The sequence below is a fragment of the Pelomonas parva genome (genome assembly GCF_043555835.1).
GTDB classification, from domain to species: Bacteria; Pseudomonadota; Gammaproteobacteria; order Burkholderiales; family Burkholderiaceae_C; genus Pelomonas; species Pelomonas parva.
In genome coordinates this window covers 142593-167822 of sequence record NZ_JBIGHV010000012.1, presented here as the reverse complement: position 1 = coordinate 167822, position 25230 = coordinate 142593, and the positions used below count along the sequence as shown (strand labels likewise).

The 25230-nt window shown below is 69.9% G+C and carries 22 protein-coding genes; 8 read left to right on the top strand and 14 right to left on the bottom strand.

Annotated features, from left to right (window positions below):
* Window positions 1-182: 182 nt before the first annotated feature.
* Genes ACG00Y_RS26210 through ACG00Y_RS26200 form a run of 3 tightly spaced genes read left to right on the top strand, consistent with a single transcriptional unit; the run spans window position 183 to window position 6001 of the window.
* The gene (locus ACG00Y_RS26210; RefSeq protein WP_394484136.1) at window positions 183-941 is read left to right on the top strand and encodes a Crp/Fnr family transcriptional regulator; all 759 of its coding nucleotides are present in this window, start codon (window positions 183-185) and stop codon (window positions 939-941) included.
* 49 nt (window positions 942-990) lie between these two features.
* Window positions 991-4398 (top strand): EAL domain-containing protein, encoded by a 3408-nt coding sequence (locus ACG00Y_RS26205; protein WP_394484134.1) that lies wholly within the window; start codon window positions 991-993, stop codon window positions 4396-4398.
* On the top strand, window positions 4391-6001 hold the full coding sequence (locus ACG00Y_RS26200; RefSeq protein ID WP_394484132.1) for a methyl-accepting chemotaxis protein: 1611 nt from the start codon (window positions 4391-4393) through the stop codon (window positions 5999-6001). The genes ACG00Y_RS26205 and ACG00Y_RS26200 overlap by 8 nt, the downstream gene beginning before the upstream one ends.
* 8 nt (window positions 6002-6009) lie before the next feature.
* Here the strand turns inward: ACG00Y_RS26200 and ACG00Y_RS26195 are convergent, their stop codons facing one another.
* From ACG00Y_RS26195 to ACG00Y_RS26170, 6 genes are all read right to left on the bottom strand, one after another.
* Window positions 6010-8082, bottom strand: coding sequence for a GAF domain-containing protein (locus ACG00Y_RS26195; RefSeq protein ID WP_394484130.1), 2073 nt, complete (start codon window positions 8080-8082; stop codon window positions 6010-6012).
* Window positions 8082-8822, bottom strand: coding sequence for a winged helix-turn-helix domain-containing protein (locus ACG00Y_RS26190; RefSeq protein WP_394484128.1), 741 nt, complete (start codon window positions 8820-8822; stop codon window positions 8082-8084). Before ACG00Y_RS26190 ends, ACG00Y_RS26195 begins: the two co-directional genes overlap by 1 nt.
* 67 nt (window positions 8823-8889) lie before the next feature.
* Complete coding sequence (locus ACG00Y_RS26185) at window positions 8890-11406, bottom strand: sensor histidine kinase (protein WP_394484126.1); 2517 nt, start codon at window positions 11404-11406, stop codon at window positions 8890-8892.
* 3 nt (window positions 11407-11409) lie between these two features.
* Complete coding sequence (locus tag ACG00Y_RS26180) at window positions 11410-12210, bottom strand: ABC transporter substrate-binding protein (RefSeq protein WP_394484124.1); 801 nt, start codon at window positions 12208-12210, stop codon at window positions 11410-11412.
* A gap of 5 nt (window positions 12211-12215) precedes the next feature.
* Complete coding sequence (locus ACG00Y_RS26175; RefSeq protein ID WP_394484122.1) at window positions 12216-12974, bottom strand: HD-GYP domain-containing protein; 759 nt, start codon at window positions 12972-12974, stop codon at window positions 12216-12218.
* A 10-nt stretch (window positions 12975-12984) separates the two neighbouring features.
* The gene (locus ACG00Y_RS26170; protein WP_394484120.1) at window positions 12985-13359 is read right to left on the bottom strand and encodes a response regulator transcription factor; all 375 of its coding nucleotides are present in this window, start codon (window positions 13357-13359) and stop codon (window positions 12985-12987) included.
* Window positions 13360-13714: 355 nt separating this feature from the next.
* On the opposite strand from ACG00Y_RS26170, the gene ACG00Y_RS26165 reads away from it, so the two are divergent.
* Window positions 13715-15700 carry a methyl-accepting chemotaxis protein gene (locus ACG00Y_RS26165; RefSeq protein ID WP_394484118.1) on the top strand — a complete coding sequence of 662 codons (1986 nt, stop codon included), beginning with the start codon at window positions 13715-13717 and terminating at the stop codon, window positions 15698-15700.
* Window positions 15701-15723: 23 nt separating this feature from the next.
* Here ACG00Y_RS26165 and ACG00Y_RS26160 read toward each other — a convergent pair whose 3' ends face one another.
* From ACG00Y_RS26160 to ACG00Y_RS26150, 3 genes are all read right to left on the bottom strand, one after another.
* A complete protein-coding gene (locus ACG00Y_RS26160) occupies window positions 15724-16302 on the bottom strand; it encodes a BON domain-containing protein (RefSeq protein WP_394484116.1) in 579 nt (192 codons plus the stop codon).
* 52 nt (window positions 16303-16354) lie between these two features.
* Complete coding sequence (locus ACG00Y_RS26155; RefSeq protein WP_394484114.1) at window positions 16355-16801, bottom strand: BON domain-containing protein; 447 nt, start codon at window positions 16799-16801, stop codon at window positions 16355-16357.
* 109 nt (window positions 16802-16910) lie between these two features.
* Window positions 16911-17834: a VTT domain-containing protein gene (locus tag ACG00Y_RS26150; RefSeq protein ID WP_394484109.1), complete on the bottom strand. Its 924-nt coding sequence runs from the start codon at window positions 17832-17834 to the stop codon at window positions 16911-16913.
* Between the two features lie 85 nt (window positions 17835-17919).
* Between ACG00Y_RS26150 and modB the strand changes: the two genes are divergently transcribed.
* Genes modB through ACG00Y_RS26130 form a run of 4 tightly spaced genes read left to right on the top strand, consistent with a single transcriptional unit; the run spans window position 17920 to window position 20823 of the window.
* Window positions 17920-18603 (top strand): molybdate ABC transporter permease subunit, encoded by a 684-nt coding sequence (gene modB, locus ACG00Y_RS26145; protein WP_394484107.1) that lies wholly within the window; start codon window positions 17920-17922, stop codon window positions 18601-18603.
* Entirely contained in the window at window positions 18600-19331 is a 732-nt protein-coding gene (gene modA, locus ACG00Y_RS26140; protein ID WP_394484104.1) for a molybdate ABC transporter substrate-binding protein, read from the top strand. Before modB ends, modA begins: the two co-directional genes overlap by 4 nt.
* Window positions 19328-20029 carry a sulfate/molybdate ABC transporter ATP-binding protein gene (locus ACG00Y_RS26135; protein ID WP_394484102.1) on the top strand — a complete coding sequence of 234 codons (702 nt, stop codon included), beginning with the start codon at window positions 19328-19330 and terminating at the stop codon, window positions 20027-20029. The genes modA and ACG00Y_RS26135 overlap by 4 nt, the downstream gene beginning before the upstream one ends.
* The gene (locus tag ACG00Y_RS26130) at window positions 20026-20823 is read left to right on the top strand and encodes a TOBE domain-containing protein (RefSeq protein ID WP_394484100.1); all 798 of its coding nucleotides are present in this window, start codon (window positions 20026-20028) and stop codon (window positions 20821-20823) included. The genes ACG00Y_RS26135 and ACG00Y_RS26130 overlap by 4 nt, the downstream gene beginning before the upstream one ends.
* Window positions 20824-20928: 105 nt before the next feature.
* Here ACG00Y_RS26130 and ACG00Y_RS26125 read toward each other — a convergent pair whose 3' ends face one another.
* The 5 genes from ACG00Y_RS26125 to ACG00Y_RS26105 form a co-directional block, all read right to left on the bottom strand.
* Complete coding sequence (locus tag ACG00Y_RS26125) at window positions 20929-21390, bottom strand: nuclear transport factor 2 family protein (RefSeq protein WP_394484098.1); 462 nt, start codon at window positions 21388-21390, stop codon at window positions 20929-20931.
* 81 nt (window positions 21391-21471) lie between these two features.
* Window positions 21472-21915: a cyanase gene (gene cynS, locus ACG00Y_RS26120; protein WP_394484096.1), complete on the bottom strand. Its 444-nt coding sequence runs from the start codon at window positions 21913-21915 to the stop codon at window positions 21472-21474.
* A complete protein-coding gene (locus ACG00Y_RS26115) occupies window positions 21912-22793 on the bottom strand; it encodes an ABC transporter ATP-binding protein (RefSeq protein WP_394484094.1) in 882 nt (293 codons plus the stop codon). The genes cynS and ACG00Y_RS26115 overlap by 4 nt, the downstream gene beginning before the upstream one ends.
* On the bottom strand, window positions 22783-23652 hold the full coding sequence (gene ntrB / locus ACG00Y_RS26110) for a nitrate ABC transporter permease (RefSeq protein ID WP_394484092.1): 870 nt from the start codon (window positions 23650-23652) through the stop codon (window positions 22783-22785). The genes ACG00Y_RS26115 and ntrB overlap by 11 nt, the downstream gene beginning before the upstream one ends.
* Window positions 23653-23764: 112 nt before the next feature.
* Entirely contained in the window at window positions 23765-25147 is a 1383-nt protein-coding gene (locus ACG00Y_RS26105) for a CmpA/NrtA family ABC transporter substrate-binding protein (RefSeq protein ID WP_394484090.1), read from the bottom strand.
* Window positions 25148-25230 lie beyond the last annotated feature (83 nt).

The window sequence follows — 25230 nt, the reverse complement described above, 5'->3', positions numbered from 1 at the left end:
CGACCATCTGAACGCCACTTGACCGGCGTCAACTCAGCCGAATCCGGTCTGGTGTTCACATCGCATTGGCACTGCGTTCACACAGTGTTACCGAGCGCGACGCAGTGATGTCGCGCATTGCTTCTGCATTGGCGGCCGCTGCCTAGCATGACTGCACCGAACGCCACCTGTGAAAGCCCGTCATGCAAACCACCCTCGCGCCGATTGAAGCTCCCTTCGCCAGGCCGCAGCGCCTGGTCCCGGCCGCGCCCGCCGCAGCCACCGGCCAGCGCATCGCCGACCGGCTGCGCCTGATCGAAACGGTGCTGGCGCCCAAGCGCCGCATCGTCCATGCCGGCGACGTGATCTACCGCTCGGGTGAAGCCTTCTCGCACCTCTATCTGCTGAACTCCGGCCTGTTCAAGCTGCTCAGCGTGTCGGCCGAGGGCCGCGAGCAGGTGGTGGGCCTGAAGTTCCGTGGCGACTGGATGGGCTTTGGCGCCATCGCCAAGGGCGCGTACGCCTGCGACGCCGTGGCCATGGACACGGCCGAGGTCTGGACGGTCCCCTACGACGAGCTGCTGCGCGCCTGCGCGGCGCACCCGGCGCTCATCGAGATCGTGCACGAGGCCATGAGCAGCGAGATCATGCGCGACCGCGACTCCCTCACGGCCATGTCCACGCTGCCGGCCGACGCCCGCGTGGTGGCCTTCCTGCACGACTGGGCGGCCGCGCTGGCCGACCGCGGCCTGCGGGCCGACCAGTTCAGCCTGCGCCTGACGCGCGCCGAGATCGGCAACTACCTGGGCCTCACGCTGGAAACCGTCAGCCGGGTGCTGTCCAAGCTGGTGCGCGAGCAGCTCATCACCTTCAATGCGCCCAGCCGGCGCGATGTCTGCATCCCCGACTTCGACGCGCTGGCGCTGTTCGTGCAACGCCGCGCGGCGAGGGATCTCCATTGAGATCCCGGCACTAGCGCGCCAACGCAGCACCGCCGCAGGGAGATAACACATGAAGAACTCGAACAGCGGTCCTGGCAAGGCCGCCCCCCCGACTGCAGCCCACATCAAGGGCTACAGCGCCAGCCTCAGGCAACAGATCCAGCGTCGAGCGCCGTCCGCACTGGCCCTGGGCTACGGCGGTTTCGGCTTGGCGTGGATCGTCTTCTCGGACCAGCTGCTGCAGCGCGTCGCGCCCGACGCGGCGATCCTGTCGGCGGTGGGCCAGGGCAAGGGCATCGCCTTCGTGCTGGCAACGAGCTGCCTGCTCTACGTCGTCGCCACCCGCCGCAATGCCCCGGTGGCAGACGGCGCCAACGATGCGCCGCCTTCGCCCGAAGCCTCGCAGAGCCCGCTGTTCTGGGTGTTCGCGCTGTTGTCGGCCGCAGTCGTGCTCGTGAGCCTGGTGGGCTACGCCGCGTCGGCGCACAAGGCCCATGAACAGCGGGTGGGACAGTTGCGCCAGGAGGCCGAGTTGAAGGCCGGCGTCGTGCAGGGCTGGATGGAACGGCGTGGCGCCGAGGCGCGCGCACTCGCGGCGGACCCCTTGCTGCGCGACAGCGTGGGGCGCTGGCAGCGCAGCCCCGATGAAGCCGCAACGACGCAGATGCGCAGCCTGCTGCAGATGCTTCTGGCCACCGGGCATTACGCGGACGTGCAACTGCGAGACGAGCGCGCCGGGCTGCTGCTGGCGGCCGGCACGCAGCCGCTCGCCGCCGACGCGGTGATGGCGCGTGCCGTGCAGGCTGCAGTGAGCCGCCGCGAGGTGACGAGCACCGACTTGCGGGCAGAGGACGGCGACGCGTCGGGCGCGCTGGCGTTGGATCTGTTCGTGCCCCTAATCAGCGAGGGACACGACGCCGTGGTCCTACTCCTGCGCACGGCGCCTCGACGCCAGCTGCCACCCCGCCTGCTGGCCCGGCCAGACGGCGAGATGACCGAGACGCTGATCTTCCAGCCGCGCACGACCAGCATCCTGGCGGTCGGCCTTGACGGCGCTGAGACGCTGCGCACCTGGCCCGCCGACCCGTCCGAGCCCTCGTTGGCCTCGCTGTCCGAGCGGCCTTCACTCGCGGGTTCGCTCGTGGCCGGCCTGCGCCGTGGCGACAGCCCGGTGCGGGCCATCGCGGCACCCATCGGCGGATCGGCCTGGTTCGTCGCCGTCCAGGCACCGCAGGCCCAGTTGCGGGGCATGACCTGGCCGGGCGCGCTGGCGCTGGCCCTGGTCGACATCCTGGTGCTGCTGTGCGCCGCCGGCGCCCTCCATGCAGCGCAGCAGCGCCGTGAACTGCGTGAGCTGTCGCGGGCGGCTGCAGCCCGCCAGGAGAACGAGCGCGCATGGAAGATCGCCCAGGCGATCGCCAACTGCTCGACGGACGCGATCTTCGCCAAGGACCGGCAAGGGCGATTTCTGTTCGTGAACCGCGAGCTGTGTCGCGTGCTGGGCCGCAGCCCGGAGCAGTTGATCGGCTTCGACGCGGCCACGGCCGTGGCGGCCGCGCAGGTGTGTCATTTCGCAGCGGACGATGCGGCGGTGCTGCGCTCGGACAAGCCGGTCAGCTTCGAGGCACGGCTGACCACGGCTGACGGCGAGCGCATCTACGCGTGCACCAAGGGCCGGCTCGACGATGACGGGCAGACCCTGGGCATCTACGGCGTCTGCACCGATGTCACCGAGCGGCTGGACCTGCAACAGCGCATGCGCCAGTGGGCCACGGCCTTCGAGGATGTCCGCGACGGCGTCATCATCACGGACGCACTGGGCCGCATCCTCTCGGTCAACCGCTCCTTCACCACCATCACCGGCTACGAGGCGCAGCAGGCCGTTGGCTCGACGATGCAGCTGCTGCGCTCGGGCCGGCACGACGCCCAGTTCTATGCGCAGATGTGGGCCGCCATCAACACCAGCGGCCACTGGCAGGGCGAGATCTGGAACCGCCGCAAGAGCGGCGAAACCTACCCCGAGTGGCTGACCATCAGCGCGGTGCGTGACGACAACGCCACCGTCACCCACTACGTCGGTGTGTTCACCGACATCAGTCGCATCAAGCACAGCGAAGCCCAGGCCGAGTGGCTGACCCACCACGACCCGCTGACCCACCTGCCCAACCGGGCGCGCCTGCAGCGCCGGCTGGAAGAGGCGCTGGACCGCTCGCAGCGCCGCGAGAGTCGGGCGGCGCTGCTGGTCATCGACCTGGACGGCTTCAAGACCGTCAACGACAGCCTGGGCCACCCCGCCGGGGACGAGCTGCTGGTCTGCGTGGCCCGGCGCCTGCAGGCCCGCCTGCGCCAGGAAGACTTCCTCGGCCGCCTGGGCGGCGACGAGTTCCTCGTCATCGTCGAGACGGGCAACGACAGCAGCAGCGTGGCCAAGCTGGCGCGCGACCTGCTCGCCACCGTCTCGCCGCCCATCCCGCTGTCCTGCGGCCAGGATGCCTACCTGACGGCGAGCATCGGCATCAGCATGTTCCCGGAAGAGGGCTCACCGAGCGCGGTCGAGTTGCTGCGCGACGCCGACACGGCGATGTACCGGGCCAAGGAACAGGGCCGCAACCAGTTCTGCTTCTACACGCAGGACATGACGGCCGAGGCCCGCACCAAGCTCGACCTGGAGTCCGCGCTGAGCCGCGCCATCGAGCGCGACGAGCTGCTGCTGCACTACCAGCCGCAGGTGGACGGGAGCAGCGGCACCATCACCGGGGCGGAGGCCCTGCTGCGCTGGCAGCGCAGCGGCAGCGGCCTGGTGGCGCCGGGCCAGTTCATCCCGCTGGCCGAGCGCAGCAGCCTGATCCTGGACATCGGCGCCTGGGTCATCGACGCGGCCTGCCGCCAGCTGCGCGCCTGGATGGACGACGGCCTGCCCATCGTTCGCGTGGCCGTCAACGTCGCGGCCCGGCAGTTCGCCGCCGGCGACCTGGACCAGGTCGTGGCCCGGGCGCTGCAACGCCACCGCATTGACCCGCAGTGGCTGGAGATCGAGATCACCGAGGGCATGCTGATCGTCGAGCCCGGCGCCGCCATCGCCATGCTCAAGCGCATCAAGGCGCTGGGCGTGAAGCTGTCGCTGGACGACTTCGGCACCGGCTACTCCAGCCTGGCCTACCTGCAACAGTTCCCCATCGACTCGCTGAAGATCGACCAGTCCTTCACCCGCCGCATCGGCGAGCAGCCCGACGGCGGTGCGCTGGTGGACGCGGTGATCGCGCTGGCCCACCGCCTGAACCTGCGCGTCGTCGCCGAGGGCGTGGAAACAGCGCAGCAGAGCGACTACCTGCGCGAGCGGGGTTGCGACGAGATGCAGGGTTATCACTTCGGCCGGCCGGCGCCCGCCGAGACGCTGCAACAGAGCCTGGCCGCCCAAGGCGAGCCCCCACAACACGAAGGCCGCGCACTGCCGCGCCGAGGAGATTCCCATGCGTAACAACCAACCCGTCAGCCAGCGCGAGTACGTGCTTCCGACAGACCGCAACCTCGTCTCGACCACCGACCTGAAGGGCCGCATCCTGCATTGCAACGCCGCCTTCGTGGAGGTCAGCGGCTACACGCGCGACGAGCTGCTGGGCCAGCCGCACAACATGATCCGCCACCCCGACATGCCGGCCGAGGCCTTCCGCGACATGTGGGCCACCATCGCCGCCGGCCAGCCCTGGTCGGCGCTGGTGAAGAACCGCCGCAAGGACGGCGACCACTACTGGGTGCGCGCCAACGTGACGCCGCTGGTGGAAGACGGCCGGCCGATCGGCTACCTGTCGGTGCGCTCGCGGGCCACCCGGCAGCAGATCGAGGCCGCTGAGGCGCTCTATGCCCGCATGCGCGACGAACTGGCCTCGGGCCGGCTGGTCCATGTGCTGAACGCCGGCCAGCTGCAGCGCCGCAACTGGCTGGGCCGGCTGGCCGACCTGCCGGCCGCCCTGCCCTGGCTGCGCCATGCGCCGGGCTATGCGCTCGTGGGTGCCCTGGGGCTGGGCCTGGCCGGGCAGAACCTCTGGCTGGGCGCAGCCGCCGTCGTACTGGCCGCCGGTGCGGCGGCCGCCTGGGCGCAGCAGCGGCTGCGCCAGGGGCAGGCCCACGTGGAGCGCTATGCCAACCAGTTGGCCGCCGGCGACCTGGCCCGTGACCTGGCCCCCAGCGGCAGCGCGCAGAGCCGGCCGCTCGAGCAGGCGCTGGCGCAGCTGGCGGTCAACATGCGCGCGCTGGTGTCGGACACGCGGGCCGAGCTGGAGCAGATGAACCGCGTCAGCCGGGAGATCGCCGAGGGCAACCAGGACCTGGCCCAGCGCACCGAATCGCAGGCCGCCAGCCTGGAGGAGGCGGCGGCCAGCATGGAGCAGATCACGGCCACCGTGCGCCAGAGCAGCGACACCACGCACAAGGCTAGCGGCGTGGCCACGGAGCTGAGCGAGGTGTCGCGGCGCAGCGCAGCCGTCGTGCACTCGGTCACCGAGACCATGGGCGGCATCAAGCGCTCGTCGGAGAAGATCGCCGACATCATCCAGGTCATCGACAGCATCGCCTTCCAGACCAACATCCTGGCGCTCAACGCGGCCGTGGAGTCGGCCCGCGCCGGCGAGCATGGCCGCGGCTTCGCGGTGGTGGCCGGCGAGGTGCGCGCGCTGGCTCAACGCAGCTCCGCAGCGGCCCGCGAGATCAAGCAGCTGATCAATGCGTCCACCGAGCAGGTGCAGGCGGCCGAGCGCCAGTCGGACAGCGCGCGGTCCAGCATCGACACGACGCTGAAGTCGGTGGAGAGCTTCGCCACCATGATCGGCGACCTCGACCGCGGCGCGCAGGAGCAGCTGCTCGGCATCTCGCAGATGCACGAAGTCATCCAGCACATGGACGGCTTCACGCAGCAGAACGCCGGCCTGGTGGAGCAGCTGGCCGGCTCGGCGCAGCAGATGCTGGCGCAGTCCGAGGAAGTGACGGCCGCGCTGCGCGTGTTCAAGCTGGAGCGGCAGCCGGCCACGAGCCGACAGCCCGATGCCGTGGGACTGCGGCAGGCGGCGCGGCGGCGCGCCGCGTAGACTTGGCGTTAGTTGTTCAGCACCCGAGCGATCGCCTGCGCCAGCTCGCCACGGCGGTAGGGCTTGGGCAGCAGCTCCCAGCCCGGCGGTGAATCGCGGTCGGCGTCCAGCAGCTCGGCCGAAAAGCCCGACATCAGCAGGATGGCCAGCCTGGGCAGGCGGGCCTGCGCCAGCCGCGCCAGCTCGGTGCCGCGCATGCCGGCGCCCAGCGCGATGTCGGTCAACAGCAGATCGAAGGGCGCGTCGGGCGTCAGCAGCAGCAAGGCCTGCTCGGCCGTGGGGCTGGTGGTGACCTGGCAGCCCAGCGTGTCGAGAAACTGCCGCGCCACGGCGCGCACCTCGGCATCGTCCTCCACCAGCAACACCTTCAGGCCCTGCGGAATGCTGTCGACATCGCGGCCCGGTTCGGCGTCGCGGATCTGCTCGGTCCAGGGGCGCGGCAGGTACAGCGAGATCGTCGTGCCCGCATCCGGCGCCGACGCGATGGCCACCGCGCCACGCGACTGCTTGGCAAAGCCGTAGACCGTGCTCAGGCCCAGCCCGGTGCCGCGGCCGACCTGCTTGGTGGTGAAGAAGGGCTCGAAGGCGCGCTCCTTGACTTCCTCGGGCATGCCCGAGCCGGTGTCGGCGATGGCGATGCGCACGAAGCGCTCGTCCTGCGCGCTCACGTCGTCGATCTCGCGCCGCACCGGCGCCGGCAGCGCGCCGGCCAGGCCGGCCGTGAAGCGCAGCGCGCCGCCGTCGGGCATGGCGTCGCGGGCGTTGATGGCGATGTTGAGCAGCGCCGCCTCCAACTGGCCCGGGTCCGCCAGCACGGCGGGGCAGTCATCGGCGAGCTCGACGCTGATGGCGATGCGCTGGTCCAGCGTGCGGCGCAGCATGTCGGCCAGCGAGTGCAGCATCACGCCCACGTCGACGGCCGTCGGCTGCAAGACCTGGCGCCGCGAGAACGCCAGCAGCTTGGCCGTCAGCTCCGCACCGCGCCGCGCCGCGCGCGTGGCCGCGCTGACGAGCTGCTGGCCAACCTCCGCGCCGGCCAGCGCGGGCAGCTCCTCCAGCACCTGCAGGTTGCCCTGGATGACGGTCAGCAGGTTGTTGAAATCGTGCGCGATGCCGCCCGTCAGCTGACCCACGCTCTCCAGGCGCTGGGCGTGGTTGAGGGCCTCCTCGCTGTGCGCGCGCTGCAGGCAGGTGGCCAGCAGGTTGGCCATGGACTCCAGGAAGCGCGTCTCGTCCTGGCCGAACTGCCGCGCGCTGCGCGACTGCACGCACAGCACGCCCACCATGCGGCCCCGGTCCGTCAGCGGCACGGCCAGCAGGCTGGTGATGCCGGCGTCCAGGTAGATGGCGGGCACCTGGAAGCGCGTCTCCAGCCCGAGGTCGTCGACGCTGACCGGGCGGGCCAGGGACAGCACGTAACCGGCCGGCGTGTCGACCCGGTTGGCCATGCGCGCGCCCACCGGTTCGCCGGCCATCTCGCCGAAGCGGCCGACGACGTTGAACTCCAGCCGGTGCGCCTCCAGCAGCAGCACGCTGGCGAAATCGACCTCCAGTGCCTGCGCCGCAATGGCCGGCACCTGCATCAGCAGCTGCTGCGGGTCGCGCTCATCCACGGCAATGCGGCCCAGCTGCGCGAGGTGCTCGCTGTAGCGGGCACGCAGCAGCGCCTGCTTGACGCGCGGGTAGGCGCCGATGCCGCGGATGGCCGCCACGACGAAGGGCAGGCCGTGGCTCTGCAGCGGGCTGAGCGCAATCTCCACCATGACCTCGCTGCCGTCACGGCGCTTGGCGACCAGCTCCATCTGCGTGCCCATGGGCCGCGCCTTCGGCGCGCCGGCATAGGCCTGTCGGTAGGACGCGTGGCGTGGCCGGATGCTGTCGGGCACCAGTTCGTCCACGCTCAGGCGCAGGAACTCGTCGCTGGCATAACCCAGCAGCGCGGTCGCCGCCGGGTTGGCCAGCACGATGCGGCCATCGCCGTCGACCAGCAGCAGCGCGTCCGGGTAGGCGGCGAACAGCGAGCGGTAGACCGTCAGGTCGTCCACCGCCTGCGGCGTGCCGGCTGGCGTTGCCGGGGCCATCAAGGCAGCGGCCCGGCCGGCGTGACCGGCGGGATGAAGATGTAGCCGGCACCGCGCACCGACTTGATGATCTGCGGGTTCTCGGCGTCCGCCTCCAGCTTCTTGCGCAGCCGGCCGACCTGCACGTCGATCGTGCGGTCGAAGGGCGCCGCCTCGCGGCCGCGCGTGTGCGCCAGCAGGAAGTCGCGCGACAGCACGCGGCCCGCATGCTGGGCCAGCGTGGCCAGCAGCTCGAACTCGCCGGTCGTGAGCCGCACTTCGCTGCCCGCCGGGTCATCGAGGCGGCGGGCCGCCAGGTCCAGCTGCCAGCCCAGGAAGCACAGGCGCTGATCACTCGAAGGCGGCTCGACGGCCGCCGGGGCGACGGGCGCGACCGGCGCGATGCGCCGCAGCACGGCCTTCACGCGCGCCACCAGCTCACGCAAGTCGAAGGGCTTGGTGACGTAGTCGTCGGCGCCCACCTCCAGGCCCACCACCTTGTCGACAGCATCGCCGCGCCCCGTGATGATGACCAGGCCGCAGCGCCAGTGCTCGCGCAGCTGGCGGGCGATGGCAAAGCCGTCCTCGCCGGGCAGGCCCAGGTCGAGCAGCACCAGCTCGGGCGGGTCGCTCGCCATCAGCGGCATCAAGGCGTGGCCCGAGTGGAGCTGCGTGACACGGAAGCCATGTCCGGCGAAGTAGTGGGCGAGCAGTTCGGTGATGGCCGATTCGTCGTCGACGACGGCAATGTGCTGGTGCATGCGGCACAGCTGAAGCGTTATTGAGTCGGGCGATTCTTGCACCGATCACCGGCCCGCCCGGCCGGCATCAGTAGCTGGTCTGGAGCTGGGAGTCGCCAGCGACGCTCATGGGCAGATGGATGCGGAACACCGCGCCGCCACCGGGGCGGTTGGCGGCGACGATGCGGCCGCCGTGGATGTCGATGATCTTGCGGCAGATCGCCAGCCCCAGCCCCGTGCCACCCGAGCCGTCCTTGGTCTGGCTGGACTGCACGAAAGCCTCGAAGACGGCCTCCAGCTCGGCGGGCGGGATGCCGGGGCCCTGGTCGGCGACGCTGATCGCCAGTTCGCCCTGGGGCGTGGCATCGCAGTCGATCTGCAGCTCCCCGCCCTCGGGCGAGAACTTGATCGCGTTGGCCACCACGTTGCGGATGGCCTGGTGGATGCGCGTCGGGTCGAGCTTGCCGACCAGGGGTTCGTCGGGCAGGCCCAGCCTGAGCTGCAGCCGGCGCTGGCCCAGCAGCGGGTCGAGCTCGCGCAGCACCGCCTGCACCAGCGTGCGCACATCGCAGCGCTCGAGGTGGAAGGTGCCCACGGCGCTCTCGATCTTGGAGACGTCGAGCAGGTCGTTGACGAGGGCCAGCATGCGCTGGCCGGAGTGGTGGATGTCGTTGAACATGCCCGCCAGCCGGGGCGCCGCCTGGCCGCGCGCAACGCCCAGCTCCGAGTAGCCCAGGATGGCCTGCAGCGGCGTGCGCAGCTCGTGGCTGATGTTGGCGATGAACTCCGACTTGGAGCGGGAGGCCTCCTCGGCGGCATCGCGCGCCTCGCGCGTGGCGCGCTCGGCGTCGCGGAACTCGCTGACGTCCATCAGCGTGCACAGGATGCCGGCCGGCGCGCCGCCCGCGCCGGGCACCAGCACCTTGGTGATCAACATGTCCCGCCTCGAACCGTCGCTGTGCAGTACCTGGGTCTCGTAGCGCAGCCGGCCGCCGCGCGTCATCAGCTGCTCGTCATAGGCAGCATGCAGGTCCGCGTCCTGATGCGACAGCAAGCGGCCGACGCGGGTACCCACCACCTGCGACCGGCTGCAGCCCATGAAGTCCTCCCAGGCCTGGTTGACCATCACATAGCGGCCCTCGGTGTCGAACATGGACACCGGCAGCGGGCTGATCTCCAGCAGCAGGCTGGTGAAGGCCGACTGGTGCTGCAGCTGCTGCTCGGACGCCAGGCGTTCGCTCACGTCCATCGCGCTGCCGGCGAAGCCGACGATGCGCCCGTCCCCGTGCAGCGGCACGACGGCGACCAGGAAGTGACGCGCACTGCCGTCGGCCGCGGGCACGCAGACCTGGGCCTGGCGCACGCCCGCACGGTCGTCGAGGCGGAACAGCGCCTGCGTGCGCTCGTGATCGGCGGGCACGACGAGGTCGGCCAGGTGCTGGCCCTTCGCCTGCTCCATGCGCTCGCTGCTGATGGCGGCCCAGCGGGCATTGACGAAGGTGATGGCGCCGGCCGCGTCGGTGCGGAAGATCAGCTCCTGCACGCTCTTGAGCAGCACGCTGAGTTCGCGCTCGCGCTGCGCGACCTGCTCGTGCGCGCCGTCGAGCGCATGGCGCACCTGGTCGCGCGCGGCCATCTCGCGCAGCAGCGCCGCCAGGCCGCCGGCAATCGCCAGCAGCGCCAGCAAGCCCATCGCGCCCAGCCAGCGCAGGCGGCTGCGCCAGGTCTGCAGCACGGCCTGCTGCGACAACTCCACCAGCACCACCAGCGGGTGCGAGCGCGACGCGCGGTAGGCCACCAGCTGCGTGCCGGGCAGCAGGCCGGCGCCGACATAGCGGCCATGCTCACGTTCGCGCAGTCGGCTCTCGAACACCGGATGCGCGGCGATGCGCGCGCCGGGCTCCAGCGCCAGCGGGTCGCTGGCGGCGATCAACCGGCCATCCCAGCTGCTCAGCAGCGCCAGGCCGCCCTGCTGCGGCAACGCGTCCTGCTGGAAGTTGGCCAGCGCGCCGGGATTGATGAGCGCCACCAGCAACAGCCGCCGATCGCCGGGGCCGCGCACCATGCGCAGCAGCGGCAGCATGCCGACGCCGGCGGCACGGGGGTCGCGGGCGCCGGTGGCGAGGGCCGCCAGACTGCGCCCGGGGAGCAGCGGCAGCAGCGCCTCCTGGCCGTCACGCGGCAGCTTGCCGAACTCGCGCAGGTCGATGCGCAGGCCTTGCTCGGCGGCGATGGAACTGGCGAGCACCAGGCCCGCCTCGTCCAGCACCGCCGCGCTGCGCAGGAAGGGCAGGCTGCGCAGCAGCGGCTGGGCGAGCAGGGTCTGCAGGCGCTGCGGCTCGACGGCCGCCTGCTGCGCGACGCCGTCGCCCAGCGTCTGCAGGATCAGCGACGCGGACCCGACGGTGCGGGTGACATGGTCCTCCAGCGTGCGCGCGATCAGCTCGGCGCGCTCCTGGGCGTTGGCCAGCGCCTCGCGGCGCTCGAACACGGCCAGCGCTGCAAGCGCCGCCAGCACGGCCAGGCACAGCAGTGCGGCCAGCGCCTGGGCCATCAGGCGGGCCCGGCCCAGCATGCGCGGCGGCGGCGCGGTGTGCTCCCGCATGGGCTAGCGCGTCTCCACGATGTCCGCCAGGCCGTGCCGCCTGGCGGCCGCCAGCAGCCGACCATCGCGTTTGATGGCGGCCACGAACTCGTCCAGGCGCGCCAGCCATCGGCTGTCGCCCTGCTTGACCGCATAGCCATAGGGCAGCACATGGAAGGGCCGGGGCGGCGCGATCAACCGCGCCCAGTCGGCGTTGTCCAGCAGGCGGCGGCTGTAGGGGTAGTCGGTCATGAAGACGTCCACCCGGCCCGCCTCCAGTTCCTGCTCGCGCGTGGCGGGCGGGCTGATGACGACCAGCTTCGCGTGCTTGAGTGCGTCGCGCATGACGGGTTCCATGAAGGTGCCCGCCTGCACCGCCACCATGACGCCGGCCTGGTCGATCTCGCCCCAGTGACGCACGGTGCGGTTGGCCCGCGTCGCCACGCCATAGACATCGCTGCGCAGATAGGGTTCCGTGAATGCCAGCTTCTCCTTGCGGGTGGGCAGCATGGCGACGGCGAACATCGCCACATCGCAGCGCTCGGCGTCCAGGTCGGCGATCAGCTGCGGGAACGAGGTCTCGACATACACAAGACGCAGGCCCAATTCGCGGGCCAGCTCCGCCGACAGGTCGACGTCGATGCCGCCGAGCTGCTGCGTCCGCGGGTTGCGGTAGCTCACGCCGTAGTAGTCGGGCCAGATGCAGACCCGCAGCGTGCCGCTGGCACGCAGGCGCTCCAGCGTCTGCGCCGGCGCCGCGGTGGCCGCCAGCGCCAGCGCGGCGGCCACCGCGGCGGCCCTGATCCATAGCAAGCACAGGTTCATGGCGTTCACTCCAGGTCTGCCAGCGCTTCGAAGCTTGGCGGCTCGTGATTGATGCGATCGCGCAGCGCCACCATGGCGGCGGCGTGGTTCACGAAGGTGTCGACGACCAGCGGGTCGAAGGCCAGACCGCGCTGCTCGCGCAGCATCTGCAGGGCGAGGTCATCGGCGAAGGCCTTGCGGTAGCAGCGATCCATGGTCACTGCGTCGAAGAAGTCCACCACCGCGACGATGCGGCCCGACAGCGGAATGGCCTCGCCACACAGGCTGCGGGGGTAGCCGCTGCCGTCCCAGCGCTCGTGGTGTGTCCAGGCGACTTCGGCGGCCAGCTGGAACAGCGGCACGCGCGAACGGCCCAGGATGTCCGCGCCCATCTTGGGGTGCTCGTTCATCACCAGGCGGTCCTCGGGGGTGTATCTCCCGGGCTTCTTCAGGATGGCGTCCGGGATGCCGACCTTGCCGACATCGTGCATGGGCGCGGCCCGGCGCAGCATCTGGGCGAATGCCCGGGGCTGCCCCAGCGCCAGCGCCAGCGCCTCGGCCAGGTAACCGATGCGCGCCATGTGCACGCCGGTGTCGTCGTCGCGGTACTCGGCCGCCAGCGCCAGCCGCAGCAGGGCTTCGTGATGGGCGCGCGTGACCTCGCGCAGCGCGTCGTTGCGCTCGCGGTACATGCGGCGCAGGTCCACGACGATGCGCTCCATCTGCGCCGCCGCTGCGTCGTCGAAGCTGCGGTCGGCGCAGGCCGTTCCGTCCAGGTTCGTCATGGCGCCGCCCTCACACCACCGCCCAGAGGTCGGCGATGCGGTCGATCAACTGCAACGGGCTGAACGGCTTGACGAAGTAGGCATCGGCGCCTGCGCGCAGGCCGGCCTCGCGGTCGCAGGCCTGGCCACGGGCGCTCAGCATGATGATGCGCGGACGCGCCTGCCCGGCAGCCTCGGCCCGCAGGCAGCGGCAGACCTCGAGCCCGTCGATGTGGCCCGGCATCATCACGTCCAGCAGCACCAGGTCGGGTTGCCATTCCAGGGCCATCAACAGCGCGGTCTCGCCGGTGGCGGCCTCGCGCACGTCGTAGTCCTCGAACTCGAGGCTCATCCGGATCAGGCGGCGGATGTCGGAGTGGTCGTCGACGATCAGGATCTTTTTCATGCTGCGGCTACCGTCTTTTGCGATAGTCAAAGTGTCATTTATATCAATTTAATCGTCTACATCGTCGGTGCCACTTCCCGCCGCAAGCGGTAAAACTGCTCGATTGCCGCGCACCGTCACCCTGGTACGACCCCACCGCGCCCTCCACAACGCGGCAGTCCGGCGGGCAAGTCGCATGACTTGTTCCAATGTGAGCGGGACAAAACCAGGGTAGGCGCGCGCCGATGAGTGCGGCGCTGCGGGCGCATCGCCGCCACCTGCGCGAACTTTCGCACGTTCGGTCCCACGCAAAATCACAAATGTCGTTTGTATCACTTACGATCGTTTGCATGTGACCGGGCTTCAGGATCAACCCATGCAGACTTTCGACCGACGCGCCGCCCAACCCAGGCCGGTGCCGGCAAACAGCGGCTTCTTCGTCCATCACGGCCCCTGGGCCATCGGCGTGCGCCTGTTCCGCAAGCTGCAGTTCGCCGCCAAGGCGGGGCTGATCTCGCTGGCCTTCCTGGTGCCGCTGATCGTGTTGACGGCGGCCTACATCCGCACCAGCCAGGCCACCATCGACTTCGGTCGCCATGAACTGGCCGGCGTGAGCGTGATCGCCAAGCTGGAGCCCTGGCTGATCGAAGCGCAGCGGCAGCGGCGCCTGGTGTTGTCCGGCGACGCGCCGAACGTCGACTGGGATGCGATCGAGCGCCTGCAGCAGGAGTTGCACCGCCTGGTGGACACCCTGCCCGACGGCATGGACCTGCGCGCCGACCTGGCACCCATCGAGAACCGGCAGAAGGCGCTCAAGGCCTTGTCCGCAAGTGACGGCGCCGATGAGCTGGAGGCGCCCATGCAGGCCTACGTCGATTCGCTGCGCCAGTTCCGCACCGTGGTGCTGGACCGCTCCAACCTGACGCTGGACCCCGACCAGGACACCTACTACCTGATGGCCTTGTCCACCGACATCGTCTCCGATGTCATCGAATCGAACTCGCGCAGCCGCGCGCTGGCGGGTGCCGCCGCGCGGCGCGGGTCCAGCAGCCCCGCACAGCAGCGCGAGCTGTACGGCATCTGGCACTTGGGCAACGAGCGCGTCGCGGCGATCACGCTGGCCGCGGGCAGGGCCGCCGAGGCCAACCCCGCGGTGCTGGAGCGCCTGAAGCCAGAACAGGCGGTCGCGGCGGCAAGGGCCTTCTTCGATGCGTCGGCCAAGTCCTGGTTCGCCGATGAATTCCGCCCCGACGTCCAGGCGCTGTCGCAGCCCGGCCAGGCCGCCGTGGACAGCTTGCGCAAGCTGGGCACACAGGCCAACCAGATGCTGGGCGAACTCATCCAGGCCCGCATCGACGCCACGGCCGATGCCCGCAACCTCGTCCTCGCGACCATCGCCGTCTGCCTGCTCGTGGCCGTCTATCTGTTCTACGCCTTCTACCTGGTCATGAACGGCGGGCTGAAGGAAGTCAGCCGCCACCTGGCGGCGATGACCGACGGCGACCTGACGACATCGCCCCAGCCCTGGGGCCGCGACGAGGCGGCGCAGCTGATGCTGATGCTGTCCCACATGCAGCAAAGCCTGCGCCGCATGGTGCAGAAGGTGCGCACGTCGGCGGACGGCATCGTCGACGCCAGCACCGAGATCGCCGACGGCTCCAACGACTTGTCGGCGCGCACCGAGCAGACGGCGGCCAACCTGGAGCAGTCGGCAGCGGCGATGGAGCAGATCAGCGCGACGGTGCGCCAGACCTCCGACCACACGCAGGAGGCCACGCGCATCGCCTCGCGCAATGCCACCGTGGCCGGCCGTGGCGGCGAGGTCATCCAGTCCATGGTGGCGACGATGGAGGACATCCAGGCCTCGTCGCGCAAGATCAGCGACATCATCGGCGTCATCGACAGCATTGCCTTCCAGACCAACATCCTGGCGCTGAACGCCGCCGTCGAGGCGGCCCGCGCGGGCGAGCAGGGGCGCGGCTTCGCGGTGGTTGCCTCCGAGGTGCGGGCGCTGGCGCAGCGCTCGGCGGGCGCTGCCCGGGAGATCAAGGGGCTGATCTCGACCAGCGTCGAGAAGGTCGAGAACGGCACGGAGATCGTCCGCGAGGCCGGCTCGACGATCAGCGACATCGTCACCAGCGCCGATCACATCAACGCGCTGCTGGCGCAGATCGCCACCGGCTCCAACGAGCAGAGCCAGGGCATCGGCCAGGTCGGCAGCGCCGTGCAGGAGCTGGACCGCGCCACGCAGCAGAACGCCGCGATGGTCGAGCAGACCGCCGCAGCGGCGTCCGCCCTGCGCGACCAGGCGCAAGACCTGGCCGCCGAGGTGGCGCGCTTCAAGCTACCCGCACTCGCCTGAGCGGGCGCGGCCGCGAGTCGCGTTCAGCGCGGCACGGCCGCCACCACGTTGCCCGGCTGCGGCAGCACCAGGCGGTTGTCGACGCTGCGCACGCCGTCGGGCGCGGCGGCCAGCATGGTGGCACGGGCCTTGGCGGCCTCATCGGGCGCCGGGCCTTCCAGGCGCACGACGCCGTTTGCCGTCTGCACCTCGATGCGCGACGCGCTCAAGGCCGGGTCCACCGCCAGCGCGGCCTTGACCTTGGCGCTGATGCCGGTGTCGTCGATGGCCGTGGCGACGCCGTCCAGCGCCGTGCGCGAGGCTTCAGCTGCGGCGCTTTGTGAATCGGCGACCGTCTGGCCGGCCTGGTCGCCCATGTTCTTCACGCGGGCCACAGCGTCGTCGACCTGCGTGCCGAGGCTGCGCGAGTCCTGCATCGTCACGATGGCCACCACCGCGATGGCAGCGCCAACGCCGAGCGCCAGCAGCCAGGCCAAGACGCCGGTGCGCCGCTGCGGTCCGGGCGTCACCACGCGGGCGCCGGGTCTGGTTTCGGCGACGCGCAGGCTGCCGTCAGGCGCGATCAGCGAACGGGGTTCGCGTTCTTTGGCGAAGAATCTCATGGGGTCTCCTTGACCAATCCGCGTTCAGGCGCGGCTTGGTGGCTACTTCGGTTCAGCTGTTGCGGGCGACCACGAGCTTGTTGTCGACCGAGCGGACGCCGTCCACCGCCTGGGCCAGCGTCGCGGCACGGGCCTGCGCATCGGCGGTGGGCGCGGTGCCGGTCAGCGTCACGTGGCCGCCCTTGGCGTCGACGTCGATCTTGATGGCCTTGAGCTGGTCGTCCACGGCCAGCGAGGCGTTGATCTTGGTGACGATGGCCGCATCGGTCACGGCGTCGGAGGTGGCCTGCGCCGCCTCCTTCATCTTGGCCTCGGCGTTGTCGGCGGTGCGGCTGGCGTCGGCCTGGGCCTCGGCGCCCGCCTGCTTGGCGTCGGCGATGGCGCCGTCCAGCTTCTGGCCGGCGGTGCGGTCGTCTTCCTGCTTGCTGCAGGCGGTCAGCGCGCCGGCGAGCGCCAGGGCGATCAGGGAAACGCGGGAGAGGGTGCGGGTGGTGTTCATGGGGGCTCCTTGAGACGGCCCCGAGCCATTCAGAGCCTTGAAGAGACTCTCGCTTCCCGCAGCGCCTCTCGGCATCGGCAGCGGCGCTGCGCGGCTGTCGGACAGCGCCTCACACCGCTTCGAGCGCCAGGCCGGCCTGCTGCCACGCGTCGATGCCGCCACGCAGCACGCGCGCCTGATGGCCCCGCGCCTTCAGCCACTGCGCGGCGCGCGCGGCCGAGACATCGTTGGGGCAGGCGCAGTAGGTGATGAACTCGGCCTCCACCGGCCAGCCGGCCAGCGCCGCGTCGCCCAAGGCGCCAAGGTCCAGGTGCCGCGCGCCGGGGATGCGGCTGGCCGGCGGCCCGCCGCGCACGTCGACGAAGACGATCTGGCAGCCCTGCTGCTGCAAGGCCGCCACGTCGGCCGGTTCCAGGCGCTCGAAGCCGTTCAGCTCACGCCGCACGACGGCACGCCGCCACAGCCGCCAGGCCAGATAGGCCGCCACGACGGCCACGCCCAGCGCGATGGCCGCGCTGCCCAGCCGGGCCAGCTCGCGCAGCAGCGCATCGATCTGCGCATGGAAGACCCGGCCGGCCGCCAGCCCCGCAGCGGCCCACAGCGCCGAGCCGAGCAGGTTCCAGGTCAGGAAGCGTCCCGCCGTCATGCCCAGGGCGCCTGCCAGCGGCGGCGCAAGCATGGACAGCCCCGGCACGAACTTGGCGATCAGCAACGTCAGCGCGCCCCGGCGGGCGAAGCTGATCTCGTTCTGGCGCACGCAGCTGTCCGGCGAGATGGAGACGCGGCACAGCGCCGCCAGCACGCGCCGCCCCAGGCGCCGGCCGGCCCAGAACCACAGCAAATTGGCCACCATCGCGGCCCCGGTGATGGCGGCAAAGGCCTGCAGCGCAAAGCCGTCGCGCGAGACCGATTCCGCGCCCAGCAGCAACAGCAGCGGTGTGGACGGCAGCGGCGCGCCGAGCTGATGCAGCAGCACGGCAATGGCCACGGCGATGAGGCCGTGGCGGGAGAAGAGGTCGGTGATCAGGTCCATCGCGGTTTGGCCGTGAGGATAGTCGGCCGCGTTTGCCCACGCCGGCGTCGGCCCATCGCGATGTAGTTGATTACATTACGCCTCCATGCCCGCCGATCTCTGGACCCAGTTCGACGCCGCGCCGCTCACGCTGACCTTGCGCGTGGCCGGCGTGGCGACGGTGCTGGCCCTGCTGTTCGGCGTGGCGCTTGGCTGGGTGTTCGCCCGCACGCGGCTGCCGGGGCGCGGGCTGCTGGAGGCCATCTGCATGCTGCCGCTGGTGCTGCCGCCCACGGTGCTGGGCTACGGCATCCTGGTGCTGATGGGCCGGCGCAGCGCCCTGGGCGGCTGGCTGCGCGAGCACTTGGACTACACGGTCATCTTCAACTGGCATGGCGCCGTCATCGCCTCCACGCTCGTCGCGCTGCCGCTGGTGCTCAAGGGCGCGAGCAGCGCCTTCGCGCAGGTGGACCGCAACCTGGAAGCCGCCGCGCGCACGCTACGCCAGTCGCGCTGGAGCACCTTCGTGCGCGTGACGCTGCCGCTGGCTTGGCCCGGCATCCTGGCCGGCACGCTGCTGGCGTTTGCGCGCGCCATGGGCGAGTTCGGCGCCTCGCTGATGGTGGCCGGGTCGATTCCCGGGCAGACGCAGACGGCGTCCATGGCCATCTACGACGCGGTGCAGGCCGGGCGTGACGACCTGGCGCTGATGCTAGCGCTGGTCGTGTCGGCGGTGTCGGTCGCCATCCTCGTGTTGTCCAATCGCTTCCTGCAACGGGCCGCGCCATGAGCCGCCTGCTGCTCCTGCTCGCCGCCCTGCCCTTGCTGGCCTCGGCGCAGCAGCTGACCGTCTCGGCCGCCGCCAGCCTGACCGATGCCTTCAAGGAGATAGCCCCGCGCTTCGAGGCCAGCAAGCCCGGCGCCACGGTGCGCTTCAACTTCGCCGCCTCGGGCGTGCTGCTGCAGCAGATCGCCCATGGCGCGCCGGTGGACGTGTTCGCCAGCGCCGACCAGGAGACGATGGATCGGGGGGTGGCGCAGAAGCTCATCGCCACCGACACGCGGCGCGACTTTGCGGCCAATGGCCTCGTGCTGGTCACGCCGCCCGGCGGCACCGTCAGGAGCGTGCGTGACCTGACCCTCCCGGCCGTGAAACGCATCGCCATCGGCAAGGCGGCCTCCGTGCCGGCGGGCCGCTACACGCAGCAGGCGCTGGAGAACGCCCGGCTCTGGGCGCCGCTGAGCCCGAAGCTGGTGTTTGCCGACAACGTGCGCCAGGTGCTGGACTACGTGTCGCGCGGCGAGGTCGAGGCCGGCTTTGTCTACCGCACGGATGCGGAGTTAGCCAAAGGCAAGGTCGTCATCGCGATGACGGTGGGCGGGCATGCGCCCATCACCTACCCGGCGGCCGTGGTGGCGGACAGCAGGCATGCGGCGTTGGCGTGCAGCTTCGTGGCCTTCCTCGGCGGCAGCGAGGCGCAGGCCATCCTCGCCAGGTACGGTTTCGAGAAGCCTTGATCGACGTCTCACTACAACTCTCCGTCAGCGACACCCGCCGTCGCTTCGACCTGGACGTCGCCTTCGCCACCAACGCGCCCTTCGTCGCCCTCTACGGCCCGTCGGGCGCCGGCAAGTCGCTGACGCTGCAGGCCATGGCCGGGCTGCTGCCGGTGCGCACGGGCCATGTGAAGCTGAACGGCCGCGCGCTGCTGGACACCGCCGACGGCATCAACTTGGCCACCGAGGCGCGCGGCGTGGGCTATCTGTTCCAGCACTACGCCCTCTTCCCCCACCTCAGCGTGCGGGACAACATCGCCTTTGGCCTGACGAGCTGGCGCCGTCGCTTGAAGGCCGAGGACGCAGCGCGCGTGGACGAGCTGATCGAGTCCTTCGGCCTGACCGCCATGGCTCGCAGCAAGCCCGCCACGCTCTCCGGCGGCCAGCAGCAGCGCGTGGCGCTGGCGAGAGCGCTGGCCTGCAACCCGCAGGTGCTGTTGCTGGACGAGCCCTTCGCCGCGCTGCACAGCGCGCTGAAGCGCGAACTGCGCGCCGAGCTGCAGCGCGTGCTGGCACAGCGGGGCATCCCGGCCGTCATGGTCAGCCACGATGCCGACGACGTGCTGGCGCTGGCGGACGAGGTCGTGCTGGTCGAAGGCGGCCAGGTCAGCCAGCGTCTGCGCGCCGACGACGCCGACCTGCGCGCCCGATTGCTATGAGCACGACCGACCACCCGCTGCTGCAAGGCGATCTACGCCTGGCCGGCCGGCTGGACTGGCGCTTCTTCGACCTGCTCGCGGCGCTGGCCCTGACCGGCTCGCTGCAAAAGGCCGCCAAGGCCGCCGGCTACAGCTACAAGGGCGCCTGGCTGGTGCTGGACGCAGCGACTGCGCTGACGCATGCGCCACTGCTAGCCAAGTCCGCCGGCGGCACCGGCGGCGGCGGCACGACGCTGACGGCCGAGGGTCAGGCCTTGCTCGTCGCCTGGCGCGAGCTGCAGACGCGCCACGCCGCCTTCCTGCATGAACAGGCCGCCTGGCTGGCCACGCAACCGGCGCTCGACGCGCTGCTGAAAAGGATGAGCATGAAGACCACCGCGCGCAACCAGTTCTTCGGCCGCATCGCCGCCGTGACCGCTGGGCCATCGACGACGACGGTGCGTGTTGCGCTGGACGGCGGCCAACAGGTCACTACCTCGCTGACGACCGAGGCCGCGCAGGAACTCAAGGTCAAGAAGGGCCAGGAAGCGCTGGCGCTCGTGAAGTCCAGCGAGGTCGTGCTGGTGACGGACTTCGGCGGCTACAGGCTGTCTGCGCGCAACCAGCTGGCCGGCACGGTGTCGCGCGTGGAGCGGGGTGCGGTGTCGTCGCTGGTGGGCTTGACCTTGCCGGGCGGCACGGTCGTGACGGCCAGCGTGACCAACGATGCGGTCGACGGGCTGGCGCTTGCCGTGGGCCAGCAGGCGACGGCCGTGTTCAAGGCTTACGCGGTGATGCTGGCCGTGCGGGCGTAGGGCGGGTCGCGACCCGCCGTTTTGGGGGTGTGGTGCCGCTCTACCTCGCGACCCGCCGTTTGGTGGTGTGGTGCTGCTCTGCCAAGCGGCGGGTCATGACCCGCCCTACAGGCCCAACTCGCTCAAGCTCGGATGCTCATCCGGCCGCCGACCCAACGGCCAGAAGAACAGGCGCGCCGACTCCGCAATCGGCAAGTCGTTGATGCTGGCAAAGCGCCGCCGCATCAGCCCCTCGTCGGTGAACTCCCAGTTCTCGTTGCCGTAGCTGCGGAACCAGTGGCCGGAGTCGTCATGCCATTCGTAGGCGAAGCGCACCGCGATGCGATTTCCGCCAAACGCCCATAACTCCTTGATCAACCGGTAATCCAGTTCGCGCGCCCACTTGCGCGTCAGCAGCGCATGCACCTGCTCGCGGCCGACGGGGAACTCGGCGCGATTGCGCCAGACCGTGTCGTCCGTGTAGACGCCGACCACACGGTCCGGGTCGCGGCTGTTCCACGCGTCCTCGGCCATGCGAACCTTCTGCACCGCACTCTCGTGCGTGAACGGGGGCAGCGGCGGCTTCATCAGCGGCGCCCGGCCGCCCGAAGGCGCTGATGCGCCCCCTCTGGGGGCAGCGAGTGAAACGAGCGTGGGGGCTTCATGATTTCAATACGTCTTGTAGGGCAGGAACTTGCCGCTCATGACGATGCTGACGCGGTCGCCGGCCGCATTCGGCTCGCGCTGAAGGTCCATCTTGAAGTCGATGGCGCTCATGATGCCGTCGCCGAACTCTTCATGGATCAGCTCCTTGAAGGTGGTGCCGTAGACGCTGATCAGCTCGTAGAAGCGGTAGATCAGCGGGTCGGTCGGCACGCTGGTCGGCAGGCTGCCTTTGTAGGGCACGACCTTGAGCCACTGCGCCTCGGCCTCGGTCAGGTCGAAGTGCTTGGCCAGCTTGGTGGCCTGCTCGTCGTTGAAGGTCATCTGGCCCAGGCAGCCGGCGGTGACCCATTCCTTGCTGAGGCCGATGTCGGCGGCGACGTCGGCCCACTTGATGCCTTTGGCAACCTTGGTGGCGATGATCTTTTCGGTGACTTCGAGGCGGCTCATGCGGTGCTCCTGTGAATGGCGGGGTTGGTATCGAGAGGGATGACTTCGGCGGTCTGCGACAGGCCGGGACGCACCTCGGGCGGGTGCTCCGGCGCGCGGCCGTGCGACAGCGTGGCGCTGCGCTCGACGAGGAAGTCGACGAGGTGGTTGCGGATGCGATAAAACTGCGGGTCGTGGTGCAGCGAGGCGCGCTGGCGGTCGCGACTCATCGTGTTGACGACGATCTCCGCCACGCGCGCCTGCGGGCCGTTGGCCATCAGCAGGATGCGGTCGGCCAGCAGGATGGCTTCGTCCACGTCGTGCGTGATCATGAAGACGGTCTGGCGCGTGGCGGCGCAGATCTTCAGCAGCTCGTCCTGGATGGTGCCGCGCGTCAGCGCGTCCAGCGCGCCGAAGGGCTCGTCCAGCAGCAGCATGCGCGGCTCGATGGCGAAGGCGCGGGCAATGCCGACGCGCTGCTTCATGCCGCCGGAGAGCTGGCTGGGCTTCTTGTCCAGCGCCGGTGTCAGGCCGACGAGAGAGACGTACTTCTCGACCTGTGCATCGACCTCGGCGCGCTTCCAGCCCGGCCACTTGCTGCGCACCGCGAAGGCGATGTTCTGGCGCACGGTGAGCCAGGGCATCAGCGCATGGCCCTGGAAGACGACACCGCGCTCCAGCCCCGGCGCATTCACCTCGCGCTTGGCCATGAAGACGTGGCCCTCGCTTGCTTGCTCCAGCCCGGCCAGCACGTTGAGGATGGTCGTTTTGCCGCAGCCGCTGTGGCCGATGATGCAGACGAACTCGCCCTCGGTCAGCGTGAAGTTGACGTTATCGAAGACGGTCGCGTCGCCATAGCGCTTGGCGAGGCCTTGCACTTGCACGAGTTCAGTCGACATAGGTGATCGCCTTCTGGGCGCGGGCAAACAGCAGGTCCAGCGCCATGCCCACGAGGCCGATGACGAGGATGGCGAAGATGACGTTGGGCAGGCTGAGGTTGTTCCACTCGTTCCAGACGAAGTAGCCGATGCCCGTACCGCCCACCAGCATCTCGGCGGCGACGATGACCAGCCAGGCGATGCCCATGCTGATGCGCATGCCCGTCAGGATGGTGGGCGCTGCGGCCGGCAGGATGACCTCGAAGGCGCGGCGCAGCGGGCTAACTTCTAAAGTGCGCGCCACGTTCAGCCACTCGCGCCGCACGCCGGCCACGCCGAAAGCCGTGTTGATCAGCATGGGCCACAGGCTGCAGATGAAGATGACGAAGATGCCGCTCGCGGCCGAGTCCTTGATCGTGTAGAGCGCCAGCGGCATCCACGCCAGCGGCGAGATGGGCTTGAGCACCTGGATGAACGGGTCGAGCGCCTTGTAGACCAACGGGCTCATGCCGATGACGAAGCCCAGCGGAATGGCGACCAGCGCTGCCAGCAGATAGCCCACACCCACGCGGCCCAGCGAATAGGCCAGTTGCAGGCCGATGCCCTTGTCGTTGGGGCCGCGGTCGTAGAAGGGCTCGGACAGGTGGTGCACCACCGTGCGGCCCATGACCGCCAGCGTCGGAAAGCCACTCTTCGCGGCCACCGGCGTCGCGTCCACCGGCTTGCCCATCAGCTTGGCGTACTCGATCTGCTCGGGCGTCATCGCCGCCGGCGCCGCAGCCTGCATGCCGCCGAGCGTGGCGAGATGCCACAGGCCGAGCAGGCAGCCCAGCAGCAGCAGGGACAGCAGGCCGGCGCGGAAGTTCAGGGATTTCTGCATGGAAATAGGAATTCAGAAATGCAACCACGGAGGCACAGAGGCACAGAGGAACAACAGCCGCAGAGTTTTCTCTGTGTCTCTGTGCCTCTGTGGTTGCCTTTGATTTGGGAGTTCAAGCCCGTTTGATCGCGAAGCTGGACAGATAGGCGTCGGGCTTGGCGGGGTCGAACTCCTTGCCCATGACCTTGAACTTCGGATACCCGCCCGCCTTGTCCTCGGGCGCGGCCTGGCCCAGCGCCTTCATCTGCTTGCGCGCATCCGTCAGCAGGAACACCTTCTCGGCGATCTGCTTGTAGTTCACGTCGCCCTTCAGATAGCCCCAGCGCTTCATCTGCGTCAGCATCCACACGGCCATGCCCTGCCAGGGCATGGGGTCGAAGTCAGCGCGGTCGGGCACGACCTTGACGTTGCCCAGGCCGTCGGCGAACTTGCCCGTCAGCACCTGGGCAATCACCGTCTCCGGCTGGTTCAGGTAGGCCTGCGGGGAGATGACCTTGGCGATCAGCTCGCGGTTCTTGGCTTCACGCGCCATCGCCGCAGCCATCAGCACCGCGCGGTAGAGCGCGATGAAGGTGTTGGGGTTCTTCTGGATGAACTCGCTGCTGGTGCCGAAGGCGCAGCAGGGGTGGCCGTTCCAGAGTTCCTTTGTCAGTACGTGGATGAAGCCCACCTCCTCGTACACCGCGCGCTGGTTGAACGGGTCAGGGCCGAGGAAGCCGTCGATGTTGCCGGCGCGCAGGTTGGCCACCATCTCGGGCGGCGGCACCACGCGGATCTGGATGTCGCGGTCCGGGTCCAGCCCCGCTTCCGCCACGTAGTAGCGCAGCAGGAAGTTGTGCATCGAATACTCGAAGGGCACGGCGAACTTGAAGCCCTTCCATGTCGCCGGGTCGCGCTTGTCCTTGTGCTTCACGCTCAGCGTGATGGCCTGGCCGTTGGTGTTCTGGATGGTCGCCACATTCATCGCCGTGGCCGGCGCGCCCAGGCCCAGGCTGATGGCCAGCGGCATCGGCGACAGGAAGTGCGTGGCGTCGTACTCCTTGTTGATCATCTTGTCGCGGATCAACGCCCAGCCCGCCGTCTTCACGACCTCCACGTTCAGCCCCTGCTTGGCATAGAAGCCCAGCGGGTGCGCCATGATCAACGGCGTGGCGCAGGTGATGGGGATGAAGCCGATCTTCAGGTCCTTCTTCTCCAGCGGGCCGGTCGTGCCCTGCGCCATCGCCTGTAGGCTGGCCAGCGGCAACACGCTGCCGATGGCGGCCATCGCGGTGTTGCGCCCGACGGCCCTCAGGAAGCGGCGGCGCAGCGCGTCCTGCGGGAACAGCGCCTTCACGAGCGTGGCTTCGACGAAGTTCGCGGATTCGGCCTCGAAGTCGGCTGATTCGCTGCGGGTGCGCAGCTCGGCGGCGGCGTGGTCCGCAGCGCTGGCGTGCTGGCCACAGGCGCAACGCATCAGCAGGGGGCGGTCGGCGTCGTAGGGATCGTGGGTCATCGAGTGCTCCTCAGGATGGGAGCGACTCTAGGAATCCACACGCCGTCGCGGAATCGTGGGGGGCGGCGAGTTTTTGTAGGGGT

Coding starts and splice junctions, on each gene's coding strand:
- ACG00Y_RS26180 (WP_394484124.1), bottom strand. CDS start 12,210: ATGAACCTGTGCTTGCTATGGATCAGGGCCGCCGCGGTGGCCGCCGCG.
- ACG00Y_RS26170 (WP_394484120.1), bottom strand. CDS start 13,359: ATGAAAAAGATCCTGATCGTCGACGACCACTCCGACATCCGCCGCCTG.
- modB (WP_394484107.1), top strand. CDS start 17,920: ATGCCCGCCGATCTCTGGACCCAGTTCGACGCCGCGCCGCTCACGCTG.
- ntrB (WP_394484092.1), bottom strand. CDS start 23,652: ATGCAGAAATCCCTGAACTTCCGCGCCGGCCTGCTGTCCCTGCTGCTG.
- ACG00Y_RS26125 (WP_394484098.1), bottom strand. CDS start 21,390: ATGAAGCCGCCGCTGCCCCCGTTCACGCACGAGAGTGCGGTGCAGAAG.
- ACG00Y_RS26210 (WP_394484136.1), top strand. CDS start 183: ATGCAAACCACCCTCGCGCCGATTGAAGCTCCCTTCGCCAGGCCGCAG.
- ACG00Y_RS26195 (WP_394484130.1), bottom strand. CDS start 8,082: ATGGCCCCGGCAACGCCAGCCGGCACGCCGCAGGCGGTGGACGACCTG.
- ACG00Y_RS26205 (WP_394484134.1), top strand. CDS start 991: ATGAAGAACTCGAACAGCGGTCCTGGCAAGGCCGCCCCCCCGACTGCA.
- ACG00Y_RS26115 (WP_394484094.1), bottom strand. CDS start 22,793: ATGTCGACTGAACTCGTGCAAGTGCAAGGCCTCGCCAAGCGCTATGGC.
- ACG00Y_RS26155 (WP_394484114.1), bottom strand. CDS start 16,801: ATGAACACCACCCGCACCCTCTCCCGCGTTTCCCTGATCGCCCTGGCG.
- ACG00Y_RS26190 (WP_394484128.1), bottom strand. CDS start 8,822: ATGCACCAGCACATTGCCGTCGTCGACGACGAATCGGCCATCACCGAA.
- ACG00Y_RS26185 (WP_394484126.1), bottom strand. CDS start 11,406: ATGCGGGAGCACACCGCGCCGCCGCCGCGCATGCTGGGCCGGGCCCGC.
- ACG00Y_RS26130 (WP_394484100.1), top strand. CDS start 20,026: ATGAGCACGACCGACCACCCGCTGCTGCAAGGCGATCTACGCCTGGCC.
- ACG00Y_RS26160 (WP_394484116.1), bottom strand. CDS start 16,302: ATGAGATTCTTCGCCAAAGAACGCGAACCCCGTTCGCTGATCGCGCCT.
- ACG00Y_RS26175 (WP_394484122.1), bottom strand. CDS start 12,974: ATGACGAACCTGGACGGAACGGCCTGCGCCGACCGCAGCTTCGACGAC.
- modA (WP_394484104.1), top strand. CDS start 18,600: ATGAGCCGCCTGCTGCTCCTGCTCGCCGCCCTGCCCTTGCTGGCCTCG.
- ACG00Y_RS26105 (WP_394484090.1), bottom strand. CDS start 25,147: ATGACCCACGATCCCTACGACGCCGACCGCCCCCTGCTGATGCGTTGC.
- ACG00Y_RS26200 (WP_394484132.1), top strand. CDS start 4,391: ATGCGTAACAACCAACCCGTCAGCCAGCGCGAGTACGTGCTTCCGACA.
- ACG00Y_RS26150 (WP_394484109.1), bottom strand. CDS start 17,834: ATGGACCTGATCACCGACCTCTTCTCCCGCCACGGCCTCATCGCCGTG.
- cynS (WP_394484096.1), bottom strand. CDS start 21,915: ATGAGCCGCCTCGAAGTCACCGAAAAGATCATCGCCACCAAGGTTGCC.
- ACG00Y_RS26165 (WP_394484118.1), top strand. CDS start 13,715: ATGCAGACTTTCGACCGACGCGCCGCCCAACCCAGGCCGGTGCCGGCA.